This is a genomic window from Bradyrhizobium sp. STM 3566 (genome assembly GCF_045571445.1).
Classification (GTDB): domain Bacteria; phylum Pseudomonadota; class Alphaproteobacteria; order Rhizobiales; family Xanthobacteraceae; genus Bradyrhizobium; species Bradyrhizobium vignae.
On sequence record NZ_CP120692.1, the window covers coordinates 662,349 to 686,203 of the forward strand.

Consider the following 23,855-nt stretch of genomic DNA (forward strand, 5'->3'; position numbering starts at 1 on the left):
CTGATGCTGCTCCCCCTGTCCGATGTGCCGCGCTGGTACGCCGAGCGCAAACCGCAAGGCACGATCGCTATCCGTCACGGGCAGGACACGTTGACATGGGACGAGCTCGAGCGTTGCGCCAATCGGCGCGCGCGGGCGTTCGCGGCCAAGGGCGTCAAGCCTGGCGATTTCGTCGCGATCGGTTTGCCCAACGGCAACTCGTTCTTCGAGACCTCCTTTGCGGTATGGAAGTGCGGGGCGACGCCGACCTCGCTGTCATGGCGGCTGCCGCGCGGCGAGGCCGCCGCCGTGCTCGACATCCTCAAGCCCGCGCTGGTGGTCGGCGGCGAGGCCGACTGGAATGCGCCGAACCGCCTGCCTGCGGATTTCGTGCCGGAAGGTGTTTCGGACGAGCCGCTCAATCCGCCGGTGGCGCGCTACTGGAAGGCGATGACGTCAGGCGGCTCGACCGGCCGTCCCAAGGTGATCCTCGATCACCATCCGGCGGTGACCGACACCGTCGCGGCGCCGCCGCTCAACATTCCTTTCGGCGTCTCGCTGCTCAATCCCGGCCCGCTCTACCACAATGCGCCATTCATCGTGTCGCACTACGCGCTGTTCGCCGGCGGCAAGCTCACCGGCCTCACCAAATTCGATGCCGAGGAGACGCTGCGCCAGATCGAGCGTGAGCGCGTGCAATGGGTCAATTTCGTGCCGACCATGATGCACCGGATCTGGGCGCTGCCGGAGAGCGTGCGCAACTCGTACGACCTATCGAGCCTGCAGACGGTCTTCCATATGGCGGCGCCGATGCCGCCGTGGCTGAAGGAGAACTGGATCGCCTGGCTCGGACCGGAGCGGATCTGGGAGCTCTATGGCGGCACCGAGCGCCAGGGCGCCTGCATCATATCAGGCACCGAGTGGCTGACGCACAAGGGCTCGGTCGGCAAGATCGGCGATATGGCGAAGCTTCGCATCATTGGCGAGGACGGCAACGATGTCGCGCCGGGCGAGACCGGCGAGATCTACTTCCTCAACAATGACGGCAAGGACGCCACTTATCACTATCTCGGGGCCGAGCCGAAACGCCGCGCCGATGGCTGGGAATCGCTCGGCGATATCGGCCGGCTGGATGCAGAAGGCTATCTCTATCTCGGCGACCGCCTCGCCGACATGGTGCTGCGCGGCGGCGCCAACATCTATCCGGCCGAGGTCGAGGCTGCCGTCTCCGCCTGTCCCGGCGTGCGCTCCTGCGTGGTGGTCGGCTTGCCCGATCCGGAATTGGGCCAGCGCGTGCATGCGATCATCGAGCCGGAGCCCGATGCCGACGGCCAGGCCATTGCTGATGGAATGGCAGATTTCCTCAAGGACCGGCTCAGCCGCTACAAGCACCCTGAAAGCTTCGAATTCGTCAGCGCCCCGCCGCGCGATGATTCCGGAAAAGTTCGCCGCACGCTGTTGCGCGATGAGCGCGCAGCATGGATGAAGGAAGGGCGCGCTTTCCGGATTTTACCGGCGAAGGCGCGGGCGCACGCCGAATGAGACAAACACGGAAGGATTGACATGACGATCACCATCGCAGCGAGCAGCGTGCCGAAGCCGCCGGCCGATATCATCGAAGGTTTCAGGCACGCGCCGACCTCGGTGATCTCGGACAATCTCGCCCGGCTGCCGGGCGCAGTGGGGCTAAGGCCCTATCACCGCGGCGGCAAGCTGGTGGGGACGGCCTTCACCGTGCGCACCCGTCCCGGCGACAATCTCGCCATTCACCGTGCGCTCGAACTGGTCGGGCCCGGCGACGTCATCGTGGTCGATGGCGGCGGCGACGAGACGCGCGCGCTGGTCGGCGAGATCATGAAGAACATCGCGCAATGGCGCAAAGCCGAAGGCTACGTCATCGACGGCGCGATCCGCGATGTCGCGGCCTTCGCAGCGGACGACTTCCCCTGCTATGCGCGCGCGGTGATCCATCGCGGCCCCTACAAGAACGGTCCCGGCGAGATCAACGTGCCTGTCACGGTCGGCGGCAGCGTCATTTCGCCCGGCGACATCGTGGTCGGCGACGAGGACGGCGTGGTGTCGTTTCCGGCCGCCGGTGCTGCCGCGCTGCTGGACGCGGTGCGCGCCCAGGTCGCGCGCGAGGAGGAGACCATGAAGGCGATCCGCGAGGGCCGCTACCAGGGCTCCTATGGCAAAGCCTGATCGCAGAAGAACGAGGGGAGGATGACGTGAGCCAGAAGGACGAATTCCACAACATCGACAATCCCGGCGACGGGCTGTTTCGCGAGCTTGCAGCCGGAGTGACCACGCGCATCTTCTCCGGCGAGCAGGCGATGCTGTCGGTGGTGACGCTGGCGCCGCATGCGCAAGGCGCGCTGCATCATCACCCCGAGGAGCAATGGGGCGTGCTGCTCGACGGCTCGGCGATCCGCGTTCAGGGCGATGAGGAAGTCCCGGTGAAGAAGGGCGATTTCTGGCGCACGCCCGGCAACGTGCCGCACACCATGCGGGCCGGCCCCGACGGCGCCCGCGTGCTGGACATCTTCAGCCCGCCGCGGCCAGAATACAAAAAAGCAGGGTCGGGCTTCGGCACGACCTAAAGCATGATCCGGAAAAGTGCGAAGCGGTTTTCCGGAAAGATCATGCGTAAACAACAAGCTAAAGCGCGATGACGATTCATCCAAATCTCATCGCGCTTTAGCGCTCAAAAGTAGAAAAGCGCGAAACAAAAGGGAGGGGACCATGACGATCACACGGCGGGCCCTGCTGGCCGCGCCCGCCATCCTCGCGATGGCACCGGCAAGCGCGCAAGCCTCGAAAATCACGCTGGTCGTGCCGTTCCCGCCGGGCGGCTCGACCGATGCCATGGCGCGGCTGCTGCAGAGCAACCTGCAGACAAAGCTCAACCGTATCGTCGTGGTCGAGAACAAGTCGGGCGCCGCCGGCGCGCTCGGCGCAGCGCAGGTCGCCAAGAGCCCGGCGGATGGTGCGACGTTCCTGGTGACGTTCGATTCGCATGCGGTGATCCCGTCGATCCTCGACAAGCCGCCCGTCGATGTCGAGCGCGAGCTGATGCCGGTGTTGCTGATCGGCACCGCGCCCTACGTGATCGCGGCCGGCGCCGGCCGTCCCTACAAGAGTTTTGCCGACGTGGTGGCCGCCTGCAAGACGACGCCCGGCGCGGTGAAATACGCCTCCGTCGGCGTCGGCACGCTCGGCCATCTCGCCATGACCGTGCTCGGCAGCAAGGCCGGCGTCGACATCATGCACGTGCCCTATCGCGGCGGCGGCCCGGCCATGAACGACGTGCTCGGCGGCCATGTCGATCTGATTGCGGGATCGGCGGCGCTGGTCGCAGCCCAGCTCGGCACCAACATGCTGCGCCCGATCCTGCAGCTCGGCCGCGAGCGGCTGCAGGCCCTGCCGGATACGCCGACCGCGATCGAGGCCGGCTTTCCCGATTTCGAGACGCTGGCCTGGTGGGGCATCTTCGCGCCCGCGGGCACGCCGCCCGACATCGTCTTGGCCATGGCGACCGCGTCCCGGGAGATCCTGAGCGAGCCCGCGACTGCCGCCCAGCTCAAGGAGACCCAGCACATGACGCTGCTGCTCCAGGACGGCCCCGCCTTCAAGACCTTCTTCGACAAGCAGGTCGCCTATTGGGGCAAGGTGGTCAAGGACAACAACATCAGGGCGTAAGAGGCCTCAGCCCGGGATTGCCATCCCGGGTCCGGTGGCAGGTCCGGTGCGCTCGCGCTGAGCGTCAGAGCATCTTGCCAACGATCTTCGTCATATCCGCTGCCGAAAACGCGCGCAGCGTTTCGGTGCGGACATTGCCGAGTGCGCTGAGACTAAGGCTGAGCGACATCGCTGCAGCCTCATCTGGAGCCTCGAGAACGGTCACAACGTCATATCGTCCCTGCGTCCAGACGATCTCTTTCACAGTCACGCCGAACGTTTTGGCCATCTCCTTGAAGGCTTCGGCCCGCTTCGGCGAGTCCTTGACGTTGCGGACTCCCTGATCCGTGAAGTTGCCTAGCACAACATAGGTTACCATGGTCGTCCTCCCTGGATAGAACTTGAGGAAACCGCGCCGAGCTTGCCACGGCGGCTGAGACGGCGCCACTTGCGCGTTGGAACGTCAGCAGATGCGACTTATTCGGTCAGGACAACGGCCGAGCGAAACTGAGCTCATGGCCGTCGGGGTCGGTGAGATGGAAGTAGCGCTCACCCCATTCGGCATCGCGCGGCGTGGTGGACGGCGGCCACCCGGCGGCACGCGCCTGTGCGTAGGTCTCGTCGACATCGGCCACGTAGAAGATGACCCGGCCCCACCAGGACCAGCGCTTGTCTTCCGGCTGCGCAGTCAGGTTGAGATAGCCGGTGCCGGCGCGAAAGCTCGTGAATGCGGCGGCTTCACCGCCATACAGCAGCTCGAATCCGAGCGAGCGATAGAAATGCACGGCACGCGCCATGTCGTGGGTGCCGAGCGTGATGGCGCTGATGCTCTCGATCATGTGGGCTGCTCCGCCAAGAGGGATCTCGGCGCATTGTACGGCCGCCTTGCTCAGCTTGCAGATGATCTGGCCCGCCTTGCGGCTGGCGAACCGCATCCTGCTCTGCTATGAGGAGGCCGAACCCGCAGCTATCGGGTTCCGCGGTCCCGTAGCTCAGCCGGATAGAGCGGCGGTTTCCTAAACCGTAGGTCGGAAGTTCGAGTCTTCCCGGGATCGCCAGCCTCCGACCGCAAGAAACCCTATAAGCAAAGGGATTTGTGCTTCGTACGCGCTCCGTTCCGGTGAAAAACTCGCGCCAAAACGATATTACCGTCGATTACGCTCAGTACCATTGATTTCAACGGGTTACGCCCCAGTACCGTCTGTTCCGTGCAACACGGATGCAACACGGACGAGGTGTCGTGTTCGTAATTCGTTTCCTTTCCAATAGACAATTCGAAGCTCGTTTTCTGGACATTCCAGTCCGACAAATGGCCTGTGTTGGAATGAGATCGGAGGCGGCTTCGAGACTTCCGCACGAGCTGTAGCATGACCCCGCCGAGGGTGCCGCCGACGAAGCGCGCGCGGTGGCGATTCGGCTACTCGAAACTCGGCGCGGCTTCGCAGAGCGGAGTTGCTGTCTTTGGGGAAATGTCTGCTAAGTTGTGCCGACAGCCCTCACATCGAACGATTGGCTTCCGATATGGAATTGGACGCAAAGCCGCCCGTCGAAGGCACAAATTTTCGATTCACGATCTCGGGCGGTATCGGCACCACCCGCATCACTGTGCAAAGTGAACGGAAAAATGCTGCACGACGGCGATTGCCCCGATCCGCCTTGTCACGCGGAGATGCGCATACCCGCTGTCGTGGGGAACCGAATTGGTGGTGATCGCCAAGGACACTCACCAAGCTGGATCTAGACCGCAAGCTGAAGACGAGGACGGCAACGGAAACGCAGCCGATACGGCCGAGCATTCTGGACTTCATCGCTAATTACCGCGATCTGCAGGATCTCGACAAAGCGTCTCCGCGAGATCTTTATGTGACGATCAAGGCCATGCGCATCAAGAAGAAAAGTCCAGAAGCGGCCACCCCCGGCGGTGCTCCCAAGGCCGGCAGCGAGGCGCCAAACGGTTCCGACTTCGACGACTGATGCTTGGCCCTCCAATCGATATGTTGTGCCCGCTGTGAGGGTTGCAGACGCTTAAGTCCGCGAGGCCATAGCAGCCTCACTCGTCTTCGGCATGGGTTAATTTCAGACAATCGCCACAAAGTTAACCGACACGCGCCTTACAGTCAGTCTCCACAAGACCGCCATGTCCCAGTATTCACTCGATGTATTGCGTCAACGCTATGTCGTCGAGAAAAGACCGCTCGAGACCAGCGTGGAGCAGATCTTACGGGCCGACGGCCGCGCGGGAGCGCGTGCCATCTTGGCTGCAATCGATAAACGCCGCTTCGAAAATAGGTCCGAAGGCCAACGCCTCCGCAAGATGCTCCGCTTCGAGACCTCTCTCTGGGAGAGCGGCCATCATGCCGTGGCAGGCGTGGATGAGGCCGGAATGAGCCCTCTCGCCGGGCCGGTCTCCGCCGGTGCCGTGATCCTGAAACCTGGCACGCGGATAGTCGGGATCGACGACTCGAAAAAACTCGACGCCGCGGCTCGCGAAGAACTCGCGAAGGAGATCAAGGAAAAAGCAGTGAGTTGGTCTGTAGCGTTCGTCGAGGTCGAGGAGATCGACGCGATCAATATCTATTGGGCAGGCATCCAGGCTATGCAGCGTGCCGTCCAGGGGCTGGGCTTGACGCCGCAGCACTTGCTGATCGATGCGAAGCGGTTGAAGCAAATCGACATCCCGCAGCAGGCCATCATCAAAGGCGATGCCAAGTCAGCCAGCATCGCCGCCGCCTCAATCCTCGCGAAAGTCGAGCGCGACACCGTCATGCGAGCGGTCGACGTGCGTCACCCCGGCTACGGATTCGCGGACCACAAGGGTTACCCGGTGCCGGCTCATTATGAGGCGCTCGCCAGGCTTGGTGCATGCGCAGCTCACCGGAGGTCGTTCGGACCCGTCCGCAAGGCTCTCGGGCTACCGCCCCTGCCGCCCTGGCCTTCGGCATCCGAGCGATCCGTCGGCTGAACTCTAAGTCGTACGCTTCGTCTGAAGGGCATTATTTTCGCGACCGGCTCTTTTCGCGAACGACATCCTTGGCCTGTTTGTCTGACCGCAGACCGAGATAGACCGGCTGGCGCAGCTCGCCCTTGCTGGTCCACTCCGCGAACTTCACTTCCGCAACCAATGAAGGGCGCACCCAGGTCGTGACCTGCTCATCCTTCACCTTAGCAGGGAAGGGCGACTTGGCGGTCTTGAGCTTCACGAGCTTGCCGTGAAGCTCTTCGAGAGCTTGGTGGCTGAAGCCGGTGCCGACGTGGCCAATGTACCGCCATGCACCGTCTTCGCGTACCGCCAGCACGAGAGCGCCGAAGAAGGGCCGGGTTCGCCTGGGTGCCGTGAAGCCGGCGATTACAACCTCCTGACGCTGCGCGGTCTTCACTTTCAGCCAGTCGGGGGTCCGGCATCCGGACGCGTATGGGCTGTCGGCGCGCTTGGCCATGATGCCTTCGAGATGTCTCTGCTCAGCTTCTGCGAAGAACTTCGTTCCGCTGCCTTTGCGGTGCTTGCTGAACGCGATCAGCTTGTGGCGGGGCAGGATGGCCCTGAGCCGCTTCTTGCGCTCGAGGAGCGGCAGCGCACGCAGGTCCTCACCATTTGCGAACATCAGGTCGAACGCGCAGTAGAGAAGCTTAGCCTCGTGGCGCAGGGCGTTTTGAAGCAACTGGAAATGGGATACGCCATCAGTTCCAATCGCGACGAGCTCGCCATCGATCACGGCATCGGCCTTCACGCCTTCAAGTGCTTTCGCGACCTCCATGTAGGAGTGGCTGATGATTTTCCCGTTTCGGCTGTAGAGCGCGACCTTACCGCCCCGGATTTCCGCGACCATGCGGAAACCATCGAACTTGTCCTCGAAGACCCAATTGGGATCGTCGAACGGTGAATCGGTCAGCGTGGCCAGCATGGGCTGCAGGCGGCGAGGCAGGGTTGATTTTCGGGCCATAGCTGGACGATGGGACTAGAGAGGGACGGCAACTAGCACGATGCATCGTGAGTTCCCCGCGAGAAGTGAAGGCCTGGGTGTAAAATTGAAGATGGCGGAGTCCGAGACCTACACCGTTAGCCGACAAAGCGTGCCTGCCGCTTTTGGCACCCCATGGTTGCCTCGATGCTCGTCCTCCTGCTCTGATTTGCTAGGAAGGTATAATCTCGACGCGTATTGCGCCGAGCGCAGCCACTCCCCTCCCGGCGATGATCTCTGTGCGGCCGCCGGACACCAGGTCGAGCGAAGCATATTCCTCGAAGACGCGGACCGGGTCTGCGGCTCCCAGGATGGTGATTGCGCTGGTGAGACGTATCTGCCGTGTACGCGCCGCAACGGCCCGAGCAATATCGCGGGAGCCGAATCGAGAAACTCGTCGGTGTGGTGTTCGCCGATTCCGTAGATGTGGATGCCGAGCTCATCGGCGAGCTGGATCTCCTCCAGCACATGGTTGACGACCTGCGTCGGCAACTCCTCGAGCGTTTCCCCGCGCGGCGCGAAGAACAGCGGAGGTGCGAGCTTGGTCCCCGTCGCTACATGATGTTGTCCGACGGGCGCCCGCGGCCGGCACCCGCCATCGCGCATTCTACTTGCCGGCATGCGACTGCATGGTCTCGATCGGCAAGCAGCCAATCGCGGTCTTGTCACTTTGCCACGGCATGCCTCGCCGCCTCGATCTGGGCTTTTACCGCTTCGAGATTGAAGCTCGCTCCCCTCTGCATCGGCGGGAATTCGATGGCCGTCTTGGCCAACTCCTCCACTTTCTGCTGTATGAACACGAAGCGCCAGAATTCGTACTGGAACCAACCGAAGTAATGCTGCGCACCGTTCTTGGTGCCATTTTCCGGCCAACCCGTTCGCTCGAACGGATCGAGGCGCAGATTGGTAATGTAAGGCACATCGACCTTGCCCTTTTCACCCAGCCAACCCGCGGGCTGGTCGATGAAGCGGTACTTGTAGTCGTCGATGCGTATGGCACCTAGCGTGCTCTCGCCAAAATACCAGATCTCATGCCTGTTCGACGGCCCCTTGCCGGTGATCATGTCCATCTGGTTGTAGCCGTCGAGATAGACCTTGTAAGTGCGGTCGCCGATCTGCTTGCCCTTCTTCAGCTCCTCGGCAATGTTCGGATTTCCTGCGGCCGCCACCAGAGTCGGGAACCAGTCTAGCCCCGACATGATGCCGTTCTCGACCTTGCCGGCCGGCACGCGGCCTGGCCAGCGAATCATGGCCGGTGCACGATAACCGCCTTCCATGACCGTGCCCTTTGATTGCGCAAACGGCGTCTGTCCGCCATCTGGCCACGTGAAAACCTCAGTGCCGTTGTCGGTGGTGAAGACGACGATGGTGTTGTCGTCGACACCCATGTCCTTGAGCTTCTTCATCACCTCGCCGACGATATCGTCGAGCTGCGCCATGCCTGCTTCATGAATGGTCCAGCCGTTCCTCGAGTTGCGCATCGCCTCATACTTCTGCGACAGGTGAGTGACGATGTGCATGCGCGTTGGGTTGAGCCAGAGGAAGAATGGCTTGTTGTCGGCCTTGGCCTTCTCGATGAACTTGAAAGAAAAATCGCGAATTTCGTCGTCCACCGTCTCCATGCGCTTGGGATAGAGCGTGCCGGCATCCTCGATCCTCTGCTTGCCGACCTTGCCCCAACGCGGGTCGACGGTTGCATCGTCGCTGTCGGTCGCCCAGGAGTGAACCATGTTGCGCGGACCCACCACGTTCAGCAGCTCTTGCGGGTAGCCGGGGTGCGCGGGGTCTTCCATGGCGTCGAGATGGTACAGATAGCCGAAGAACTCGTCGAAACCGTGCACGGTCGGCAGAAACTCGTTCTTGTCGCCCAGGTGGTTCTTGCCGAACTGGCCGGTGGCGTAGCCCATTGACTTGAGCACATGGGCGATTGTCACGGCCTCCGCCGGAATCCCGATCGGCGCGCCGGCCTGACCAACCGTCGTCATGCCGGTGCGGATCGGCAACTCGCCGGTGATGAAGGCGGCGCGGCCGGCGGTGCAGCTTGCCTCGGCATAGTAATCGGTAAACAGCATTCCTTCGGCCGCGAGCTTGTCGAGGTTCGGCGTTCGTCCAGCCATCATGCCGCGGTGGTAGGCACCGATGTTCCAGATGCCGATGTCATCGCCCATGATGACGACGATGTTGGGCCGCTGGCCGCTCGGTGCCTGCTGCGCCTGGGCCAGTGCCTTTTCAACCGATGCGGCAGCGCCCAATGCGGACGCTGCCGCCAGGCTTGTCGTCGCGAGCAAAACGTGGCGACGGCTCATATCGCGTGAGGTGTTATCCTTGTCCTCGCTCATCATTTGCTCCCTTCCTTATGATGCATCGAAAACCAACGTGGCTCGTGGACGTATCCACCGCTTCCGCATGACGCGCAGCCGGGCGGTAGCGACGGCAGTAGCTCGGCGCGCAGAGATGCGAGCCGCCCTTGAGAACCTTGCGGGGAATTTTGATCCTGGGCAGAGACGGATCGTGGCTGTCTTGCTCTTGTCCGCCGCGCGGATTATGCGGAACACAGCAGGCTTTGGGGGCGTCGGGCTCATGTCTGGTAGACCACCAATCCGTGGTCCACTCCCAGACGTTACCGATCATGTCATGGAGACCGTAGCCATTCGGCGGGAACGCCGTTATCGGCGAGGTGCGGGCGTGACCATCGCCGTTGAGATTTTCGTACGGAAACGCGCCTTGCCAGGTGTTCGCCATTGACCTGCCGCCGGGCATGAACTCGTCGCCCCAGGCGAACTCGGCTCCGTCGAGGCCGCCGCGCGCGGCAAACTCCCATTCGGCTTCGGTCGGCAAGTCCTTGCCAGCCCATATCGCGTAGGCCTCGGCATCGCGATAGGCAATGTGGACCACGGGATGATCGTCGAGGCCGCTGATCGAACTGCGGGGGCCGTATGGCCGGCGCCAGTTGGCGCCAAATTTGAAACTCCACCATTGCGACCAGTCGCGCAAATCGACCGGACGCTTCGGTGGCGTGAAAACCAGCGAGCCGGCCTTGAGCATGTGCGGCAGCGCGCCTGGATAGTCCTTTGCCTCGGGCCGCGTCTCCGCTGACGTCACGTAGCCTGTTGCGTTGACGAACTTGCGAAAATCGCGATTGGTGACCGGCATCCGGTCCATCCAGAAGCCGCTCACCGAGACGCGATGGACGGGTGCCTCTTCGGCGTAGTGCCTGTCGGAGCCCATGCGGAACGTGCCGCCCGGAATCCAGTTCATGCCACCTTGGCTGGGCTCATCCGACAAAGGTACGCCTGCCGCAACGCCAACGTCGTGCATGGGCTACTCGCAGCGAACGAGAAGTTACGAGCGCCGCCCCGAGCATTTCAAAAATCTTTCCGACAGCTTTCCAGCATCGGTTCTGCGGGGGAGGAGCGCGGCTCAACCATTAGTCAGTCAACATGACAATCGAACATCTGAACCGGTGGCAAGTTCGCAGCCACACAACCTTCTTTTATTGATCTAGATCAATCCAGCCAGCTCGCCTTCCTTGTCGAGGGCCCCTGACGACTATGCAAGACACAGAAGGCTGTGGCGTCATGAACTCAGCCGTTCAATAGACCTCCGGCTGAACTCGAGTATGCCGATCTCGCATGGACCAACGGCGACGGTGTGGGCTTATCTTTTCCCGATCATGCCCTGGCAGCAGACATCATGGCGCCAATACGGGCTAGTTTGGACCCTTCTTCTTTTTGCTCGCGCCCTTCAAGGCTGCTGCCGAGGTCGTGACTGATCCATCGGTCATTTGAAGACAGGTCAAGAGATCGACATAGCTCGCTTCGCCTATCGTCGCCTCTCCCTCACACTGGGACCTGACAGCCGGGGAGTACGAAGACCAAATCGGGCCCAGCTGTTCACGCGCTGAGTTCTCATCGCTCAAACACTTGTCGAAACTCTGCGGTAGGCTCAAACTCATCGCCTTGTCGGCTTCTACCGATGCTCTGCAAGTAGCCTCGACGTTGAATTTTGGGATAGCATCGGAAATGGGCGTCAACAATTGAGTAGCCGCCGCCATGGCCATGATTGCGGGGTGCATCGGATATCCTTTCCTTCACAAAAAACAAACAGGCACGAGCGATGCCGCCAAGTCGCATAACGATTTGTGAGAAGTACCCATTGCGTCCTCCGATCAAAGGCTCGCTTCGCGGGAATATGGCTTCGGCTCCAACGTCGCCATAACGACTGGCCCTTCTTTCAAGAGAAAACCAATCTTGGGCGACGTCCGAAACGATGGTCGTTAGAAAGGAAAAAGAGGTGGCCAAGTCACAACTGTCTGCGAACTGGGCAGCACGAGATGCTTCCAGCAACGCGTTCTGCTTTTATTGATCTAGATCAATCACGCCAGTGGCTGATGCCTTGTCGAGAGCGCCCTGATGGTGATGCAAGAACGGCGGGGCTGTGGCATCTAGGACACAACCTTTCAACAAAACTCCAGATGAATGCAAGTTTGCCGATTTCGCATGGACGTGCGCCAGCATACTGTTTCCGAGTTCGCACCGGCCGGAGCCGGCAATGGCGCGATCGCGAGAGTCGGGGGATCGGCGATGCGGTACCTTGGATCGGGTTTAGGACGTAGATTTTCGCGGCGGCATTCGAGTGTTGGGGCGATTGCCGCTCTGCTGGTGCTGTCCAACCAGGCGGCTCGCGCCGATGAAAATGGCATCAGCTTTTGGGTACCCGGATTTTTTGGCAGCCTCGCGGCCGTTCCGCAGCAGGCACCGGGCTGGTCGGTGACCTCGATTTATTATCACACCTCTGTTTCCGCCGGCGGCGACGTGGCGCGGTCGCGCGAAATCACGCTTGGTCGCTTTCCCGCGAATCTAACGGCCACCGTGAACGCGAACGTCAACGCGAACGTGGATCTTGGCCTTTTGGCCGGAACTTACACCTTTGCGACACCCGTGCTGGGTGGTCAGGCTTCTGCCACCCTGTTGGCGTCCTACGGCTCCAACTCCACGTCGTTGGCCGGATCGCTCGTTGGGACATTGACGGGACCGGGCGGCGGCACGCTCCCGTTCTCGCGCTTCGACAGCATCGACAGCTCGCTCATTGCATTCGGCGACCTGATCCCGCAGTTCGCGCTGCGCTGGAATGCCGGAGTCAACAATTACATGACGTACGTTACCGCTGACCTCCCGGTCGGCGCCTACCAGTCGACCCGCCTGGCGAATTTGGGGATCGGACACTGGGCGATCGACGCGGGCGGCGGCTACACCTATTTCGATCCAAAGACCGGGCATGAATTTTCGGCGGTGCTGGGATTCACCTACAACTTCGTCAACCCCTCCACTCAATATCAAAGCGGCGTCGACATGCATCTCGACTGGGGCGCATCGCAATTCCTGACCAAGCAGTGGCAGGTCGGCCTCGTCGGCTACCTCTATCAGCAGCTCGGCTGCGACAGTGGCTCCGGCGATCGCGTCGGCTGCTTCCGGTCGCGCGTGGCCGGCGTCGGCCCGCAGGTCGGCTACATTTTCCCGGTCGGAGACATGCAGGGATATCTGAACCTGAAGGGCTACGGCGAATTCGCCAACGAAAATCGGCCAGCAGGCTGGAACGTTTGGCTGACGTTCAATCTTCAGCCCGCGGCGCCAACGCCGCCGACGTCCACAAGGCCGAGGTTCACAAAATAAGGATGCCGTGACGCTGCTGATCGCGCTGAAGGAATTCCCGCAATTCACGGAAGTTGAGAGACGCCCAGCGCCCGGACCGGGACCGAGACGACGTTTGGCGAACGCCACGGGGTCGAGACCCGCATGACCCGGGATGCCCAATTCATGTGTGAAGATATCGCTCACGACAGCAGCGACCGGCCCCTCACAATCGACAACGGGCGCTCCGGAGGAGCCGTGATCGATGATGAGGCGATTGGTTCCGTCATACATTTCCAGAAGTGCCATGCCGGCCAACTTCTCGTCGTCTCCGAACCGAACGAACCGACCTCCAACGAGCTGAGGGCGCCCGGCTGAATAGGCAACCGTCCAAACCGGTTCTTCCGGAGCGAGCGGCTCCTTGCGGATGATGGCGGTTCGCGACGATGAGGCGGCCCGTTGTAGTTCGATCACGGCCAGCCTTTCCATCTGACTACCCGCTAACCGGTGGATACGTGCGGGGACGGACTGGCCACCGTCCTCGCCGTCAATCGGCGTCCAGTCCTGATGCGAGAGATTCATCGCTGTCGCGACGTGCTCCGCCGTCACGATCGTGCTCGGCGAAAGAAACCAAGCGGTGCCCGTCGGCGCAAAGCCGCCGCTCCGTCCCAAGCACGTCTGGTCAATCCGAACCAAGCTCCAGGTCGAAGGTCGAACGCGTGATCTGGCGCTTTTCAACGTCGCCATCGACAGCAAGCTGCGCGGCTGCGATGTAGTCGCATTGAAAGTCGATGACGTTGCGCCAGGCGGGTATACGGCCGATCGCGCGATCGTCCGACAGAAGAAGACCGGTCGACCAGTCAAATTTGAACTAACGGAATCGATCCGTCAGGCCCCCACAGGCGGTCCGGGCCAAACTCAGACAAAAGGTTCGGAGACAGGCGGTCTGCTCACTGGCCCGGTTGAGCAGGTGGGCTGGGCCAATCCGATCGCAGATTGTTCGGGTTATTTCGATCGAATAAGTCCCGCCTAGTAAGGCCGCTCAGGCGAGGATCAATTGCGGATTCAATTCTGCGAAGCTCATGGCTTCGTGTGACTACGACCCCGGGTCTTACGACGCAATTAGCAGGATAACCAGCGTGTTGGCAGTAAACTACGGCACTCCCCGTTCCAGTGCTTCCAGCTAAGAACACAATTATTAGCGACGCCGACAACGCGATTGATCGCCGCATTTTTGCCTCCCGTGGCCAACCCAATCCTATGGCCAATCCACGAAGAAGTGTGGCGCTATTGCCAAAAATGGCAAGAGTCATTGGACAACGGATTTCCGCTTCGGGTCTTGGTTGTGTGAAAACACCATGACGCTTGACCGCGAGAGAAGAAGTTGTTCGTCCAACACCGATGTAGCCCTCAAGCTCTCAAGCGCCTTCAACGTTAAGGGACGAATTGAGAATGCAATTCTAGTCGTATCGATCTTTGCGTTTTTACAAAGCCAGGGTCATGAGCACCTGTTCGAACCGCCGTTCTCTCGCGTCCGGTTTACCCCGACGAGGAGCGGGCTCGGGCCGCACTTCGCTTTCGGGCCAGAAGCCGAAATGGCGGCATTGCCCTGCTCGACCCGTTTTAGTTCTGGACGTCAACATCGGCTCGTCAAACATTCCAGTCCTTCCGGGGGTGCCTCAAAAGACGCCGCGTAAGAGCTGATTTAGGTCAGGATCGACATTAGCGATGATGCCGGCCCACCACGATGGGCCGGCATGATGTAGATCCTCAAGCGCCGACCTTCTTGGCGGTAGGAACTGTCCATGTGCCGTTGATGATCGACGGGTCTGTTTCCTGCGGCCAGTACATGCGCAGCATGAGGATGAAATCTCCTTCAGGCGCGGGAAGCCAGTTTGCCTCCTTGTCTTTACCCGGCGAGTCCTTCTGGATGTAAAGATCGGTTGAGCCGTCCGGGTTTTCCTTTAGGTCCTGGCGCGCGCTGATCGAGTAGCGGTTGAGCGGATTGTTCACAAAGAAGTAGCTGCTGTCGTACATCGTGAGCGACCAGAATCCTTCGGCGGGAGGCAGGTGGCCCTTGGGAAAACGCATCACGTACTTGTTCGCGCCATTGTACTTTTGACCATCTGCATCCTTCTGCGAGGTCGGATAAACCGCATCCTGCGGGCGGTTGGCGCCGAGGCCAATCGCGGTGACCAAGGCTCGCATCAGATAATCGGTGCCGTAGATGCCGGTTTTCGTCGTGAAGGCAAAGCCATTCTCGTCCCTGATGGCCTTGTTGATCTTGAATTGAAGCATAATCCTGTCGAACGACAATTCCGGTACGCGCTTCAGGAAATCCGCCTTCAGCTTGCTCTCGTCAAACTCCTGTCCGGGGACGATGCCGATGCGCGCGAACTTGGCAAGCTGGGGCGCGTCGGCGGCGTAAGGCGGATTGGCTTTCATGAGCTCACAGAGCAGCTTGAAATACGCTCCTGCATCCATGCGGTTGACCTGTTCGCGCACGGCCGTCTTCATGTCGATCAAGGGATCGACCTTTCCCGGAGGCGGTGTGTACGGCTTGCCATAGGCACTGAGCGGAACGAGCTTGCACTCGTCCTGCAGCTTGTGCACGGCTGCATAGTCCTCCGGCGTGCCGGTACAATAGATGCGGCCAAGCAGCCACACGATGTTTGTCTGCGACTTGTACTCCTTCACGCCATCCGGCAGCATGCCTTTCCATCCAGGGCCGGTGATCGCGTAGGTCTGGGCCCCGGTGCCGGTGGTGCGTTTGCCGGGCACCTGGAAAACCGTCGTCCAACCGTCCAGCATCGGCATCAGGAAATAGCGTCCGTTCATGTCTGGGATGCTGAGGACCCATGGTTCTTTCCCGACGTCGAAAAATGAAGTCGTGTAGAGGGTGTCCGCGTTCGGTGCCGTGACGTCCTTGAACGAGGCGTCGGGATAGTGGCGCAACTTGATGATGTGGCCCATCGGCCCACGCGTGCCCACGGGTTCGGCGACGTTGGTTATGATCCGCCGGGTCATCTCCATCGTGACCAGCGGATAGCCGAATACATAGGCGTCGCTTGCGAGCCAGAGATCCTCCAAACCTTCGCCTACGCCAAGGAACGCATCCTGGGCCAAGGCCGACCGTGCCGCAGTTGCTCCTGCCAGCAGTCCTATTCCACCAAATGCCACGGATCGACGGGTGAACTTCATCGCATTTCCTTTCCTGAAATCAACTCACACTGACCGCAGTGATCTCAGGTTCGGCTAGCCGGTCACGGGCTTCTTTGATCTTGATCAATGAAAGGTTGCAAGAAGGGCAGCCCCGCGCGGGGCTACGATGGCGACTGTTCTGCGAAGCTCAATAGCCAGATGGATAGGGACGACTTCCGCTAATGGGATGGACCGGCCGTGCTTCGGCCCCGACAGCACGCAAAGCTGGCCCGGGACAGCGAAGAGACGGAGCACGCCATGTCTCAGCAAGCCAACTGCGCAATAGCCGTGATCGGCATCGATATCGGCAAGAACTCGTTCCACGTTGTGGGGCGCCAGATCCGCAAGGTAAGAGAAAAAGGCTTCTCCAGGATTGGTTGAGGACGCCAATGCGCGCGCAGCGCTGACGGATGCTTCCGGGCGGTCCAGCACGACGGCCTCGAACAGCGCGCCCCTGGTACTAGCTCGAAGTGTCGCAGCCCAATTCCCGTATGCCACGCAACTCATGAAGGCTTCGTTCGTCTTGTGGAGCCGTGGCGACTTCGATGTAGAACGCTGCCCAGTGCGCGAGATCCTCAGCCATCTGGGCGACAAGTGGACCACGCTCATCGTCATTGCTCTCGCCGAAGGACCACATCGGTTCAACGAGCTTCGTCGCGCTCTTGTGTCCAGAAAATCTGCCAGAATGTGCGAACGGGCGGTTCTCGCAAAACCGCCCGTCGCTGGATCTGAGCCCGTTCGTGCTCAAAGGCCTTGAGCCTGTCGGGGAGCGAGGGACAGATCCGGTGGTCTTCCTCAACCCGAACAGTTGCATGGGCTTCGAGCCCGAACCGAGCAAGGAAGGGAGTAGATGATGGCACAAAACGACGTCATTGTCGCTGGCATCGACGTGGCCAAGGACAAGGTGGATGTGTGCATTCGCTCATTGTCACAACGGCAGACGTTCGCGAGCAGCCCAGAAGGTCGGCGAGCGCTGATCCGCTGGCTTCGCAAGCACAAGGTCGGCAAAGCCGCCATGGAGGCTTCCGGTGGTTATGAGCGGGAGTGGGCCAAGGTGCTACGCCAGGATGGTATCGAAGGCTTGGTGGTGGATCCAAAGCGGGTGCGCAACTTCGCCAAATCGGCTGGACAGCTCGCCAAGAACGATCCGATCGATGCGGAGATGATTGCCTGGTTCGCCGAGACCTTCATTGAGGCAAGGGGGCAAGCCTACGATGCGGCACGCGAGAAGCTGGCGCAGATCGTGAGTGCGCGCCAGGCTCTGATTGACGTGCAGACGAGCTTGCGAAACAGGACGGAGCATTCCACTCCTGACGTCGTGCAGAAGATGCAAAATCGCCTGCTGAAGCGGCTCGCCGCCGAAATTGCCAAGCTGGAAGCAGCGATCGCAGCCCTGATCAAGACCACACCGCGTTTTGCCGAACTCGCCGAGATCATCGAGAGCGTACCAGGTCTTGCCGGGGGCACATCCGCCGGACTGATCGGGGCGATGCCGGAACTCGGCCAGATAGGCAACAAAGTGGCCGCGGCCCTGCTGGGTGCTGCGCCTTATGACGACGACAGCGGCAAACGTCGGGGCGTCCGTCATATCCAGGGCGGACGCCGCAAGGTCCGCAACGTCTTCTACATGGCGTCCATGGGAGCCGCGACCCGGCATAACCCCGTGCTCAAGGCCTTTTACGATCGCCTGATCGCCAAAGGCAAGGAGCCGAAGGTTGCGCTCACCGCCTGCATGCGCAAGCTGATCGTGATCCTGAACGTCATGATCGCACGCGGCGAGAAATGGGACGCCGGCCGGTACGAAGTGAGCAACTCCGCTCGGCTTCCGCCGAGCGCTTGCACGCCCTGAAGACCGGCGAGCGGACGGGGTCAAGGCCGGAAGCCGCCGGAGGCGGTGCCGCGCCAGCGCCAGCCTTGAGGCCGGCCGATCGCCGGGCTACTTCAACACAGTTGCTCCCCGACATCTCCAATCGCATGCTCACGCAAACCTTGCGGGATCTCCAGCGCGACGGACTTCTGTCTCGTCAAGTCTTCCCGACCAAGCCGCCAAGCGTCGAGTACTGGCTAACGCCGCTCGGACGGTCACGGCTCGATCCGCTCGCGGCGCTCGTCACCTGGGCGCAGAACACCCATGCCGATGTCAAGACGGCGCGATCGAAATTCGACAGGAGCGGGTCGGTTATCGCTAATGTCGATTCCTAACCGGCGCGTCCGCCGGCAGGCACCGGGGCCGTTGCTCGCAAATTATGGGCTGGACAATCCGCGGTTCCTCAAGCAGCTGCGAAGATCGAGGCTCTTGCTGATCGGCACGCAACGCATCGATCAGGCCGCACGTGACGAGGAAGTCTGGCCGGGAACGGCGGCGAGCAGCTCGCGCGTGTAGGCGTGCTCCGGTGCCGAGAACAAGGCGGCCGTCGGCTTCAGCTCGACGATGGCGCCGCGCTGCATCACTGCGATGCGGTCGCAGATCTGCGCGGCGACGCGCAGATCATGCGTGATGAACAGCATCGACAGGCCGAGGCGTTTCTTGAGGTCTTCCAAGAGATTGAGCACCTGCGCCTGAACGGAGACGTCGAGCGCGGAGACAGCCTCATCGGCGACGATGATCTCGGGCTCCAGCGCGAGTGCGCGCGCAATCCCGATGCGCTGGCGCTGGCCGCCGGAAAATTCATGCGGATAACGCTCCAGCGCGCTGGCATTGAGGCCGACGAGGCCGAGCAGTTCGCCGGCGCGCTTATGGGCCGTTGCGGCATCGGTGCCATGCGCGATCGGTCCGTCGGCGATGATATTGCCGACCTTGCGGCGCGGATTGAGCGAGGCGAACGGATCCTGGAAGATCATCTGGATGCGGCTGCGCGCCTTGCGGAGCTCCTTGCCGCCGATCCGGGTGAAGTCGATATCGCCGAGACGGATCGTGCCCTGGTCCGGCTCGATCAGCCGCATTACGAGCCGCGCCACCGAGGATTTGCCGGAGCCGGATTCGCCGACCAGTCCGAGCGTCTCGCCCTTGAGGATATCGAAATTGACCTCGTTGGCGGCGCGCACGCGGCGCTCCGGCTGAAACCAGCCACCGCCGGAGACATAGGTCTTGTCGAGGCCGACGACTTCGACCGCCTTGGCACGGCCCGCGAGCGGCGCGCGCTGCGGCGGCTGCATCGATGGCACAGCCGCAAGAAGGGCGCGAGTATAGCTGTGTTGCGGGCGCAGCAGCACATCGTCGGCCGCGCCTTGCTCGACCACCTTGCCGTGCTGGAGCACGATGACACGGTCCGCGATATCGGCGACGACGCCGAAATCATGGGTGATGAACATGACCGCCATGTTGCGGCTGCGCTGAAGGTCGCGGATGAGCTTGAGGATCTGCGCCTGCGTGGTGACGTCGAGCGCCGTGGTCGGCTCATCCGCGACCAGCACGGCCGGCTCCAGCGCAAGCGCCATCGCGATCATGGCGCGTTGGCGCTGGCCGCCGGAAAGCTGGTGCGGATAGGCGCGCATCGAACGTTCGGGGTCGGGCAGGCCGACCTCGCGCAGCAGCTGCAGCGCCTTCTGCGTCCGGTCCTTCGGCGTCAGCAAATTGTGCGCCTCGAACATTTCGGCGATCTGCTCGCCGATCCGCATCAACGGATTGAGCGCGGTCATCGGCTCCTGGAACACCATCGCGATGTGGCGGCCGCGCAGCGCGAGCCAGCCGGTCTCGTCGAGGGCGAGCAGGTTGTGGCCGTCATAGACGATCTCGCCGGCCTCGCGGCCGATCGTGTCGGGCAACAGTCCCATCAGCGCGTGCGCGCACATCGATTTGCCGGAGCCGGACTCGCCGACCACGCAAAGGATTTTCCCGGGTGTGAGATCGAGGGAGACGTCGTCGACGGCGTAGCGGCGGTCCGCGCCGGGCGGCAGCGCGAGCTTCAGGTTCTTGATCGAGACGACGGCCGTTGCGGCGGACATGTCAGCGTCCCTCCTTGTTGAGGCGCGGATTGAGCGCGTCGTTGAGACCTTCGCCGATCAGGTTCAGCGCGAGCACCGAGATCAGGATCGCGATGCCGGGAAACACCGTGATCCACCAGGCTTGTCGGATCACCGTGCGCCCGGCGCCGACCATGTAGCCCCAGGACATCAAATTGGGATCGCCGAGGCCGAGGAAGGAGAGCGAGGATTCCAGCAGGATCGCCGTTGCGACCATCAGTGAGGCCAGCACGATGACCGGCGACAGCGCGTTGGGCAGGATCTCGCGCCAGATGATCCAGCTGTGGCTCTGACCGGTGACCACGGCGGCCTGGACATATTCGCGGGTGCGGAGCGACAGCACCTCGCCGCGGACGAGGCGCGCCACCGGCGGCCAGCTCACGATCGCGATCGCCAGCACGATCGAGACGATCGAGGGCTGCAGGATCGCGACCAGCACGATCGCGAGTGCGAAGCTCGGCACGGTCTGGAAGAACTCCGTGAAGCGCATCAGGGCGTCGCCGATCCGGCCGCCGAAATAGCCGGCCATGGCGCCGACGGGAATGCCGACCGCCAGCGCGGCCATGGTCGAGACCAGGCCGACCAGCAGCGAGACGCGGGCGCCATGGACGATGCCGGCCAGCACGTCGCGGCCGAGCGCGTCGGTGCCGAGCGGCAGGCCCGGCGCCGTGAACGGCGGCAAGAAGGGACGCTGCACCATGCGCCAGGGCGAGGTCGGAAACAGCAGGGGACCGAAGACCGCAACAGCGACCGCCAGGATGAGGATCATGAGGCCAATCACGCCGCCTGGATTGCGCAGCATCGTGCGCCAGAAATTCATCATGACGCGAACTCGATGCGCGGATCGACCGAGCGGTAGATCAGGTCGGTGATCAGGTTGAAGGCAAGCACCATCGCCGAGCAGACGACGAAGACGCCGAGCAGGAGATTGTAGTCGCGCTGCAAGAGCGCCTCGTACATCAGTCTGCCGATGCCGGGCCACGCGAACACCGTCTCCGTCAGCACGGCGCCGCCGACCAGCGTTCCGGCTTGCAAGCCGGCAAGCGTCACCACCGGCAACAGCGCGTTGCGCAGCACGTGGCGGCGCTGGATCACGGCATTGCGCAGGCCCTTGGCCCGCGCGGTCTTGACGAAGTCATGCCGCTGCACCTCGAGCATCGAGGCGCGGGTCATGCGGGAATAGGTCGCCATGAAGAACAGACCGATCGTCGTCGCCGGCAGGATCAGATGGGCGCCGACGTCGAGCACGTGGGCAAGACCAGTGTAGTTTGCGCCGACCGTTTCGTAGCCAAAGCTGGGCAGCCAATCCACCGCGACCGAGAACAGCAGGATCGCCATCAGTGCCACCCAGAACAGCGGCGTTGCGTAGAAGATCAGCGAGAATATCGTGACGGCGGTATCGAGCCAGGTGCCGGCGAAGCGTGCGGCGAGCGTGCCGAAGAGGATGCCGAGCAGAAGCGATATCGCAAACGCCGTCAGTGTCAGCAACAGCGTCGCCGGTAGCCGCTCCACGATCAGTTGCGACACCGGCGCCTGCTGCCGGAAGGAGAAGCCGAGGTCGAGGGTCGCGATGCCCTTGACATAGATGAAGAGCTGCTCAGGCAGCGGCTTGTCCAGGCCGAATTTTTCCCGCAACTGATTGACGAACATCTGGTCGCTGGCGCCGGCTTCGCCCGCCATCACGACAGCCGGATCGCCCGGTGCCATGCGGATCAGCATGAAATTGAGCACCACGATCGCGAACAGAACGACAATGGCCTTTGCAAGTCTCTGGGCAATGAATGCGAGCATCGGTGATCTCGGTTGCGTTCGAGAGGGGACAGGAGGAAGCCGCGGCGCCTTGAAAGCGCGGCGGCTTCGTGGGATCGTCTACTTGTCGAGCCAGGCGTCGCGGAAGCCGTCGTTGACGCCGATCGCGGTGGTGATGAGGTTCTTGACGTTGCAGCGTGTGATGGTCGGGAACTGCAGTTCAAGCAGCCAGGCCACCGGCACATCGTCGACAAGGATCTTCTGCGCCTTGTCGTAAAATGGTTTGCGTGCCGAGTCGGAGAAGGCGACCGCGCCGTCGGCAAACAACTTGTCGATTTCCGGGTTCGAATAACCTTCGACGTTGTTGAACGGATTGCCCTTGAGGATCTGGCTGGAGACATAGGTGCGGCCGACGCCGAGCGCGGGATCGCCGTACTGATAGACATAGGTGAAGGCGATATCGTAGTCCCATTCCGAGGTCCGCTGATTCCACCCGGCGACATCGGTCGCGACCATGTCGACATTGATGCCGACATCCTGCAGGTTCTGCCGCACCGCCTCGGCCCAACGCTGCCAGGTTTCGCCATAGGGCAACGGCAGCAGGCGGACCTTCTCGCCGTTGTAGCCGGCTTCCTTCAGCAGAGCCTTGGCCTTGGCCGGGTCGTAGTCATATTTCGGCACGTCGCTGCTGTAGTACTTGATCGATGAGCCCGACGGACCGGTTGCGACGTTGCCGAGGCCGTTCCAGATCACGTCTTTCGCGAAATTGCGATCGAGCGCGTACATCACGGCCTGGCGGAATTTCTTGTTCGCGGTCGGGCCCTGGCGATTGTTCAGCCACAGCCAGGAATGCGGGCTGAAGAATTCCCAGCCGGCGCCGGTGACGCAGACATTCTTCAGCTTGGAGAGGCGCGGCACGTCGAAATTCTCGACCGAGCCGCCCGGCAGCACGTCGACCTTGCCGGTCTCGAACGCCACCGCGCGCGCGGCCGCATCCGGGATCACGTGCCAGTAGATCTCGTCGAGGTTCGGCTTGCCCTTGATGTAGTAGTTCGGGTTCTTGACCAGGCGAATGAACGAACCCTTCTGCCATTCCTTGAACATGAAGGGGCCGGTGCCAACAGGCGTGTTGTTGGCCGGATTGGTCTTGAAATCAGTGCCCTCATAGAGGTGCTTCGGGATCATCGGCAGCGAGCCGACCTCGAAGACTCCGAGGAACGGCCCGAACGGCTCCTTAAGGTTGAAGATCACGGTGCTGTCGTCAGGCGTCTCGATCTTGTCGACCTGCGCGAAATTGCTGCGCGCGCGGGGATGGGTCTGTTTGAGGAACTCGATCGAGAACACGACGTCGGCAGAGGTGAAGGGCTTGCCGTCATGCCAGGTGACGCCCTTGCGGAGCTTGAAGGTGTAGGTCTTGCCGTCCTCGCTGACATTCCAGCTCTCGGCGAGGCCCGGCAGCGGCTCGAGTTTCGGGCTGTAGCGGAGCAGGCCTTCATAGATATTGCCGGAGACCATCTGGGTCGGGCCGTTCTGTACCAGGCCCATCATCAGGCCCGGCGGTTCGGGCTGGATCACCGCGTTGATCACGCCACCGGTTTTCGGCTCTTGCGCGTACGCCGCAGTGCTCAGCGCACTCGCTACCATCAGGCTCAGCAATACTCGCTTCAACATGTCCAATCTCTCTTCTGGTTGGATG

23 protein-coding genes, 1 tRNA gene and 1 pseudogene are annotated in these 23,855 nt (G+C 61.8%); 12 read left to right on the top strand and 13 right to left on the bottom strand.

Annotated elements, in window-relative coordinates; translation table 11 throughout:
* Positions 1 to 3 precede the first annotated feature (3 nt).
* The 4 genes from P6U27_RS03070 to P6U27_RS03085 all read left to right on the top strand — a co-directional run bounded on the left by P6U27_RS03070 (position 4) and on the right by P6U27_RS03085 (position 3,678).
* Positions 4 to 1,521 (top strand): AMP-binding protein, encoded by a 1,518-nt coding sequence (locus P6U27_RS03070; RefSeq protein WP_129143394.1) that lies wholly within the window; start codon positions 4 to 6, stop codon positions 1,519 to 1,521.
* 21 nt (positions 1,522 to 1,542) lie between these two features.
* Positions 1,543 to 2,181 (top strand): RraA family protein, encoded by a 639-nt coding sequence (locus P6U27_RS03075; protein WP_122400595.1) that lies wholly within the window; start codon positions 1,543 to 1,545, stop codon positions 2,179 to 2,181.
* 26 nt (positions 2,182 to 2,207) lie between these two features.
* Complete coding sequence (locus tag P6U27_RS03080) at positions 2,208 to 2,579, top strand: cupin domain-containing protein (protein ID WP_122400596.1); 372 nt, start codon at positions 2,208 to 2,210, stop codon at positions 2,577 to 2,579.
* A 142-nt stretch (positions 2,580 to 2,721) separates the two neighbouring features.
* Positions 2,722 to 3,678 (top strand): tripartite tricarboxylate transporter substrate-binding protein, encoded by a 957-nt coding sequence (locus P6U27_RS03085; protein WP_407193672.1) that lies wholly within the window; start codon positions 2,722 to 2,724, stop codon positions 3,676 to 3,678.
* A gap of 64 nt (positions 3,679 to 3,742) precedes the next feature.
* Here the strand turns inward: P6U27_RS03085 and P6U27_RS03090 are convergent, their stop codons facing one another.
* Positions 3,743 to 4,036, bottom strand: a complete 294-nt coding sequence (locus tag P6U27_RS03090) for a GYD domain-containing protein (protein WP_014490344.1) — start codon at positions 4,034 to 4,036, stop codon at positions 3,743 to 3,745.
* Positions 4,037 to 4,142: 106 nt separating this feature from the next.
* On the bottom strand, positions 4,143 to 4,496 hold the full coding sequence (locus P6U27_RS03095; protein ID WP_129143458.1) for a VOC family protein: 354 nt from the start codon (positions 4,494 to 4,496) through the stop codon (positions 4,143 to 4,145).
* Positions 4,497 to 4,638: 142 nt separating this feature from the next.
* On the opposite strand from P6U27_RS03095, the gene P6U27_RS03100 reads away from it, so the two are divergent.
* Positions 4,639 to 4,715, top strand: a tRNA-Arg gene (locus P6U27_RS03100).
* Positions 4,716 to 5,794: 1,079 nt separating this feature from the next.
* Positions 5,795 to 6,619 carry a ribonuclease HII gene (locus P6U27_RS03105; protein WP_129143397.1) on the top strand — a complete coding sequence of 275 codons (825 nt, stop codon included), beginning with the start codon at positions 5,795 to 5,797 and terminating at the stop codon, positions 6,617 to 6,619.
* Positions 6,620 to 6,650: 31 nt separating this feature from the next.
* On the opposite strand, the gene ligD is transcribed toward P6U27_RS03105, so the two are convergent.
* The 5 genes from ligD to P6U27_RS03130 all read right to left on the bottom strand — a co-directional run bounded on the left by ligD (position 6,651) and on the right by P6U27_RS03130 (position 11,691).
* Positions 6,651 to 7,598, bottom strand: a complete 948-nt coding sequence (gene ligD / locus P6U27_RS03110) for a non-homologous end-joining DNA ligase (RefSeq protein WP_129143398.1) — start codon at positions 7,596 to 7,598, stop codon at positions 6,651 to 6,653.
* A gap of 190 nt (positions 7,599 to 7,788) precedes the next feature.
* A complete protein-coding gene (locus P6U27_RS03115) occupies positions 7,789 to 7,986 on the bottom strand; it encodes an LLM class flavin-dependent oxidoreductase (protein ID WP_407194545.1) in 198 nt (65 codons plus the stop codon).
* Between the two features lie 295 nt (positions 7,987 to 8,281).
* Complete coding sequence (locus tag P6U27_RS03120) at positions 8,282 to 9,955, bottom strand: arylsulfatase (RefSeq protein ID WP_164936872.1); 1,674 nt, start codon at positions 9,953 to 9,955, stop codon at positions 8,282 to 8,284.
* On the bottom strand, positions 9,936 to 10,934 hold the full coding sequence (locus P6U27_RS03125; RefSeq protein WP_129143399.1) for a formylglycine-generating enzyme family protein: 999 nt from the start codon (positions 10,932 to 10,934) through the stop codon (positions 9,936 to 9,938). Before P6U27_RS03125 ends, P6U27_RS03120 begins: the two co-directional genes overlap by 20 nt.
* A 391-nt stretch (positions 10,935 to 11,325) precedes the next feature.
* Complete coding sequence (locus P6U27_RS03130; RefSeq protein WP_122400602.1) at positions 11,326 to 11,691, bottom strand: hypothetical protein; 366 nt, start codon at positions 11,689 to 11,691, stop codon at positions 11,326 to 11,328.
* Positions 11,692 to 12,199: 508 nt separating this feature from the next.
* Between P6U27_RS03130 and P6U27_RS03135 the strand changes: the two genes are divergently transcribed.
* Entirely contained in the window at positions 12,200 to 13,288 is a 1,089-nt protein-coding gene (locus P6U27_RS03135; RefSeq protein ID WP_245509492.1) for a transporter, read from the top strand.
* 228 nt (positions 13,289 to 13,516) lie between these two features.
* Here P6U27_RS03135 and P6U27_RS03140 read toward each other — a convergent pair.
* Positions 13,517 to 13,993 (bottom strand): annotated as a pseudogene (locus P6U27_RS03140) (hypothetical protein); the annotation flags it as partial.
* Between P6U27_RS03140 and P6U27_RS03145 the strand changes: the two are divergent.
* The gene (locus P6U27_RS03145) at positions 13,884 to 14,279 is read left to right on the top strand and encodes a hypothetical protein (RefSeq protein WP_407120370.1); all 396 of its coding nucleotides are present in this window, start codon (positions 13,884 to 13,886) and stop codon (positions 14,277 to 14,279) included. The pseudogene P6U27_RS03140 and the gene P6U27_RS03145 overlap by 110 nt on opposite strands.
* A gap of 737 nt (positions 14,280 to 15,016) precedes the next feature.
* Here the strand turns inward: P6U27_RS03145 and P6U27_RS03150 are convergent.
* Positions 15,017 to 16,447, bottom strand: a complete 1,431-nt coding sequence (locus P6U27_RS03150) for a DUF1254 domain-containing protein (RefSeq protein WP_129143401.1) — start codon at positions 16,445 to 16,447, stop codon at positions 15,017 to 15,019.
* A 258-nt stretch (positions 16,448 to 16,705) separates the two neighbouring features.
* Here P6U27_RS03150 and P6U27_RS03155 point away from each other — a divergent pair, with 258 nt between their 5' ends.
* The 4 genes from P6U27_RS03155 to P6U27_RS03170 all read left to right on the top strand — a co-directional run bounded on the left by P6U27_RS03155 (position 16,706) and on the right by P6U27_RS03170 (position 18,649).
* On the top strand, positions 16,706 to 16,828 hold the full coding sequence (locus P6U27_RS03155) for a hypothetical protein (protein WP_283810462.1): 123 nt from the start codon (positions 16,706 to 16,708) through the stop codon (positions 16,826 to 16,828).
* Positions 16,829 to 16,952: 124 nt separating this feature from the next.
* The gene (locus P6U27_RS03160) at positions 16,953 to 17,204 is read left to right on the top strand and encodes a winged helix-turn-helix transcriptional regulator (RefSeq protein WP_407193673.1); all 252 of its coding nucleotides are present in this window, start codon (positions 16,953 to 16,955) and stop codon (positions 17,202 to 17,204) included.
* Between the two features lie 93 nt (positions 17,205 to 17,297).
* A complete protein-coding gene (locus tag P6U27_RS03165; RefSeq protein ID WP_407193674.1) occupies positions 17,298 to 18,296 on the top strand; it encodes an IS110 family transposase in 999 nt (332 codons plus the stop codon).
* Positions 18,230 to 18,649 carry a winged helix-turn-helix transcriptional regulator gene (locus tag P6U27_RS03170; protein WP_407193675.1) on the top strand — a complete coding sequence of 140 codons (420 nt, stop codon included), beginning with the start codon at positions 18,230 to 18,232 and terminating at the stop codon, positions 18,647 to 18,649. The genes P6U27_RS03165 and P6U27_RS03170 overlap by 67 nt, the downstream gene beginning before the upstream one ends.
* Before the next feature lie 120 nt (positions 18,650 to 18,769).
* Here the strand turns inward: P6U27_RS03170 and P6U27_RS03175 are convergent, their stop codons facing one another.
* The 4 genes from P6U27_RS03175 to P6U27_RS03190 form a co-directional block, all read right to left on the bottom strand.
* On the bottom strand, positions 18,770 to 20,392 hold the full coding sequence (locus P6U27_RS03175) for an ABC transporter ATP-binding protein (RefSeq protein WP_407193676.1): 1,623 nt from the start codon (positions 20,390 to 20,392) through the stop codon (positions 18,770 to 18,772).
* 1 nt (position 20,393) lies between these two features.
* Complete coding sequence (locus P6U27_RS03180) at positions 20,394 to 21,233, bottom strand: ABC transporter permease (protein ID WP_162500086.1); 840 nt, start codon at positions 21,231 to 21,233, stop codon at positions 20,394 to 20,396.
* Positions 21,230 to 22,201 (bottom strand): ABC transporter permease, encoded by a 972-nt coding sequence (locus P6U27_RS03185; RefSeq protein WP_122400607.1) that lies wholly within the window; start codon positions 22,199 to 22,201, stop codon positions 21,230 to 21,232. Before P6U27_RS03185 ends, P6U27_RS03180 begins: the two co-directional genes overlap by 4 nt.
* A 78-nt stretch (positions 22,202 to 22,279) precedes the next feature.
* The gene (locus P6U27_RS03190; protein WP_122400608.1) at positions 22,280 to 23,830 is read right to left on the bottom strand and encodes an ABC transporter substrate-binding protein; all 1,551 of its coding nucleotides are present in this window, start codon (positions 23,828 to 23,830) and stop codon (positions 22,280 to 22,282) included.
* Positions 23,831 to 23,855 lie beyond the last annotated feature (25 nt).